5 protein-coding genes are annotated in these 4,420 nt (G+C 42.3%); 1 reads left to right on the forward strand and 4 read right to left on the reverse strand.

Annotated elements, in window-relative coordinates:
* The first annotated feature begins 196 nt into the window (after nucleotides 1-196).
* Nucleotides 197-1,324 (forward strand): tRNA epoxyqueuosine(34) reductase QueG, encoded by a 1,128-nt coding sequence (gene queG / locus JEQ21_RS09535; RefSeq protein WP_199365289.1) that lies wholly within the window; start codon nucleotides 197-199, stop codon nucleotides 1,322-1,324.
* Nucleotides 1,325-1,418: 94 nt separating this feature from the next.
* On the opposite strand, the gene JEQ21_RS09540 is transcribed toward queG, so the two are convergent.
* From JEQ21_RS09540 to JEQ21_RS09555, 4 genes are read right to left on the reverse strand one after another with little or no spacing between them, the layout of a single operon-like run.
* The gene (locus JEQ21_RS09540; RefSeq protein ID WP_196091512.1) at nucleotides 1,419-1,727 is read right to left on the reverse strand and encodes a DUF5960 family protein; all 309 of its coding nucleotides are present in this window, start codon (nucleotides 1,725-1,727) and stop codon (nucleotides 1,419-1,421) included.
* The gene (locus JEQ21_RS09545; protein WP_196091511.1) at nucleotides 1,705-2,079 is read right to left on the reverse strand and encodes a hypothetical protein; all 375 of its coding nucleotides are present in this window, start codon (nucleotides 2,077-2,079) and stop codon (nucleotides 1,705-1,707) included. Before JEQ21_RS09545 ends, JEQ21_RS09540 begins: the two co-directional genes overlap by 23 nt.
* Nucleotides 2,076-3,491: a Y-family DNA polymerase gene (locus tag JEQ21_RS09550; RefSeq protein WP_199365291.1), complete on the reverse strand. Its 1,416-nt coding sequence runs from the start codon at nucleotides 3,489-3,491 to the stop codon at nucleotides 2,076-2,078. Before JEQ21_RS09550 ends, JEQ21_RS09545 begins: the two co-directional genes overlap by 4 nt.
* Before the next feature lie 21 nt (nucleotides 3,492-3,512).
* Nucleotides 3,513-4,211 carry a LexA family transcriptional regulator gene (locus tag JEQ21_RS09555; RefSeq protein WP_199365290.1) on the reverse strand — a complete coding sequence of 233 codons (699 nt, stop codon included), beginning with the start codon at nucleotides 4,209-4,211 and terminating at the stop codon, nucleotides 3,513-3,515.
* Nucleotides 4,212-4,420: the final 209 nt, after the last annotated feature.

Here is a 4,420-nt window from a genome sequence, read left to right on the forward strand (position 1 = left end):
ACCCATCTTTATTTATAGAAAAGCTTGATCGTTCATAAAAATCATCAGAATTGCAATTATTTATTGCTTGTTTCTGATGATTTTTTTGATAGTTACGCAAAGATATTCAGGGTATGAATAATTCGGGTTTTTTTATTTTTTACATAAACATATCCTTGTTATTTTTATTTCAAAAAAATTAAAGTATAATGGGGCTATGAATATCAAGGAAGAGATTAAAGCGCTAGCCCAGGAAATCGGGATTTCGAAAATTGGATTTACCACAGCAGATGACTTCAACTATTTAGAAAAATCGTTGCGATTAGCCCAAGAAGAGGACCGGTCATCAGGATTTGAACACAAGATTCTTGAGGAACGATTGGATCCAAAACTCAGTTTAAAGTCTGCCAAAACCATCATTTCTATCGCACTAGCCTATCCTCATAAATTGCCACAGCCGGTTGAAAAGTCTGAGTTTAAACGAGGTAAGTTCACTCCTTCTTCCTGGGGACGGGACTACCACTTCCTCCTGCAGGAAAAAATGGAGGCCTTAGCCCAAGCTATTTGCCAATTGGATACTGATCTAGAATACAAGACTATGGTCGATACAGGAGCTCTTGTCGACACCGCTGTCGCTCAACGGGCTGGATTAGGCTTTATCGGAAAAAATGGCCTTCTCATTACTGAGGAATACGGATCCTATGTTTTCTTGGGTGAGCTAATCACCAATCTAGAAATTGAACCAGACCAGCCCGTTCCCAATGGCTGTGGGGAGTGTACCCGCTGCATGACCTCTTGCCCGACATCTTGTCTCATTGGGGATGGCAGTATGAATGCCAAACGCTGCCTCTCTTTTCAAACCCAAGACAAAGGAATGATGGATTTAGAATTCCGTAAGAAAATCAAATCTGTGATTTATGGTTGTGACATCTGTCAAATTTCTTGTCCTTATAACAAGGGGATCTTGAATCAGGCGCACACGGATATCGATCCTGAACTGGCTCATCCCCAACTCCTCCCGTTTTTGGAGTTGAGTAATGGACAGTTTAAAGAAAAGTTCGGTCAGGTAGCCGGCTCTTGGCGTGGAAAGAATATTCTTCAAAGAAATGCGATTATTGCTCTGGCCAATAGCCGTGATCGCTCTGCCATTCCCAAACTACTTGAAATCATAGATAAATCTCAAAATAAAATCCACGTTGCTACTGCCATCTGGGCGCTAGGACAAATCGTTCCTAAACCGAATTCAGAAATGATTGCTTTTATTGAAAGCTTACAAGGATTGGATGAGGACGGTCAGTTAGAACAAACCAGACTTCTAGAAAAATGGCAAGCCAATCCTGTTTAGTTTGATACTTGATAACGAAAATAAAACTGCAGCCAGCCTGATACGTCACAGAATCTCCCGCTTGGCTGCAGTTTTGATTTGGAACGAAATGAACTTATGTTGTTTTCTCAGAATTCTTTCGTTGGTCCATCCCTTGATAATCATAAATCCGAACCTTGGGATTTTCTTTTGGGCTGCGGATTTTAAAATAAAAATAATGGTCTGCCCCATCTCGACTCTTGGTTTTATGGAGTCGGAAATAATTGGTTTGCTTCAAAGCCATTGTCAGCAAAATATCATCAACTAAAAAGGTCAAAGGATCCACTCCCTTGTAATAACGGTGAAAATCTTCCTCAAAAGTTAGGTAAGAATCTGAGAAATAGTCTAATTGTAATAGATCATCATAGATTGCCTTCCGATTCATCCAATACCTCCACAAGACTTAATTCTAAAATATCGTCTATTTGGACTCTACGATACCCTTCACTGGTTCTCAAGGTCACAGTTTCAGTTCCCAGTTCACTGACCACTCCTTGATAGGATGTTCTTTGCCCTCTCTGTTTACTAACAATAGCACCTTGTGCTTGATGCTGGTAGAGTTGGCCTAAACGAATTAAAATATCCAATCTAGACAAGGAAGAAGACAAATCCACTTGTTTTCTGTCCTCTTCTAAAGAGGTCACGTGCTCTGATAAGAAAAAGCCCATCCATTTTTGCATACCCGAATCTCGGTAATCACGCGCTGTTTGATAGGGAAGATAGTTGCGGTCAATCATGTTAAACCGTCCAATCCACCAGCAGAGTGTCCCCCAACTAGCTTACTACGAGCCAAAGAACGAGAAGCCTCCGTCAAGGCCGTCGCTTTCTGCAGGCTAGCAAAACCAAACTCTTGCCGAATCTGATCAACAGCTAACTGCAGGCGTTCTTTTTTCAGTATTTCTTCTGGGTCTTCAAACAGATTCAGCAGGGTCAATTCCTCACTAACAAAAGATCCATAGGAAACAGCAATTCTTCTGACAGAGCCACCGGTATGCTTTTTACGAAACAGTTGCAGGACATATTGCTGCAGCATTTCAGTCTGGTTAACGGGCTCCACCTGCATCTGACTTCGGAAAGACTTTTTCTCATCGAAGCCGGAGTACCCAATGTAGATTGAAATCTTGGTTGTCTTCTTCTTCCGCTTTCGTAGTCGAATGGCTACTTGTTCTGCCATCTCTTTTAGAACAAGTTCAATCTCTTCCTGTCGGTCATAATCTCTGGGGAGAACTTGGGAATTCCCTAGCCCCTTAGATTTTGGCTTATAGGGACGTTGAACCTTACTTTCATCAATCCCGTGGGCATGGAACCACAATTGAACCCCGTAAACACCCAATTCCTTCTTCAATTGATCTGGATTAGCTGCAGCCAACTGACGGATAGAGTAAATACCAAGGTGCTGCAGCCGTCTGGACATAGCTTCCCCTATCCCCCAAAAATCGGTTAATTTAGGAATAGACCAGACCTTTTGTACCACATCTTCATAAGACCAGTTAGCTCGCATTGTTGCCGTTTTTTTGGCCTCATTATCTAGTGCTAACTTTGCTAAAAGAGGATTGGCGTTGGAAAGACCTACAGCTGAGTAAACACCTGTCTTACGATAGATATCCCGCTGGATTCGAGCACTCACCATCTCTAATTTCTTTTTGCGACTGAGACTCGGGTTTGGAATAAAGTAATTCAGGGAAGCGCTTAGGTCTAAAAAGCCCTCGTCTATCGAGTAGGGTAGAATATCCTCTAAGCCTGCATATTGCTGGAATACCTGTTGAATTTCCATATTTTTTTCAATATAAAGATCCATTCGAGGTGGGACAATCAAACTGTTTCGCGCCCACTCTTCAACAAAGGCCACATAGGCAGAATCTGTAGGTAACCCCTGCCTGTGAGCTACTCCATAGGAAAAACGCCGAGTTCGGATATCAAAGGGTAAATCACGCGCCCGTCCCACATTAGACTTACCAAACACCTGTTTAAAGAGCGGGGAAGAAGCCAAAATCAAGCCATTGGAATTGTCAGCTCGACTCATGACACATAGGGAAGTCTTGAGCGGGTGCAATCCCCGCATAGCGCATTCCACACTCGCATAAAAAGATTTCATATCAACGAACGCTATATCACTACGAGGCTCCCGGCTATAATCAAAGAGCTCTATTGACTGATTCTCTTCCACATACTACACCTCCTCCACAGGTCGGAAATGTCCAATAACTTTGCCGACAATCCGAAAATCATCCTCAGGACCAGCGAACATATCTGCATAATCGGAATTAAAGGACACAATACGATAACCTTCCGGTTCACGGTATACCCGCTTGATATAAGCACGTCCATTCAAGGAAATGGCATAAACAGCTCCGTCATAGTCAAATCCGTCATCATCAAATAAGGCCACCTCCCCATCAAAGTATTTAGGCTCCATGGAGTCCCCTTGAATAAAGGAAGCAAAATCATAAGAATACTCCTGATCTGTATAAACGGTCTGGAAGGATTGCTCATCGTAATAGGCCTCCCCAAAACCAGCTGATAACGGCACCTGATCTAGCACCTGAACCGCAAACAATGGCACCACCTTGGACTTGGTTTCTGCTGCTACTTGAGCTTCCAGTAAGTTCTCAACATAGTCCTCGGCCTTCAGTTTATTGCTAGCGTTTAGTTGTAAATACGGATGAACAATGGCATATTCCGATTCAAAATAGGTCGCTTCCACCTCAAAAAGTGCAGCTAACTTTTCCAAATTCGCTTGGTTTGGTTTGGCCCGTCCCAACTCCCAACTAGCATAAGAAGCTCTGTTAATTCCTAAAACCAGTGCAACATCCGCTTGTGTCTTCGCTTGCTTCTCGCGCAAGTCTCTTAATCGTTGACCAGAAAACATAAAAAACCTCCTATGTGTTTTATTAAACACATTATACATAAAAAAGAGATGGATGTCTATCCATTATCTAAAAAATAGAAATCCCAAATTATTCATACCTAACTTAAAAACCTTCCAGAAACCGTATTGATTACAGGGTTTCTGGAAGGTTCTGCTTTTCACCCATTGGGTGAAACGTTCGACTAGACAAAAAAGGATTTCCCCTTTAT

This window comes from Streptococcus sp. 121, assembly GCF_016458205.1.
Lineage (GTDB): Bacteria > Bacillota > Bacilli > Lactobacillales > Streptococcaceae > Streptococcus.

What these genes read in the sequence shown, in the direction of transcription:
- queG (WP_199365289.1), top strand. Translation starts at nt 197, where the DNA reads ATGAATATCAAGGAAGAGATTAAAGCGCTAGCCCAGGAAATCGGGATT.
- JEQ21_RS09540 (WP_196091512.1), bottom strand. Translation starts at nt 1,727, where the DNA reads ATGAATCGGAAGGCAATCTATGATGATCTATTACAATTAGACTATTTC.
- JEQ21_RS09545 (WP_196091511.1), bottom strand. Translation starts at nt 2,079, where the DNA reads ATGATTGACCGCAACTATCTTCCCTATCAAACAGCGCGTGATTACCGA.
- JEQ21_RS09555 (WP_199365290.1), bottom strand. Translation starts at nt 4,211, where the DNA reads ATGTTTTCTGGTCAACGATTAAGAGACTTGCGCGAGAAGCAAGCGAAG.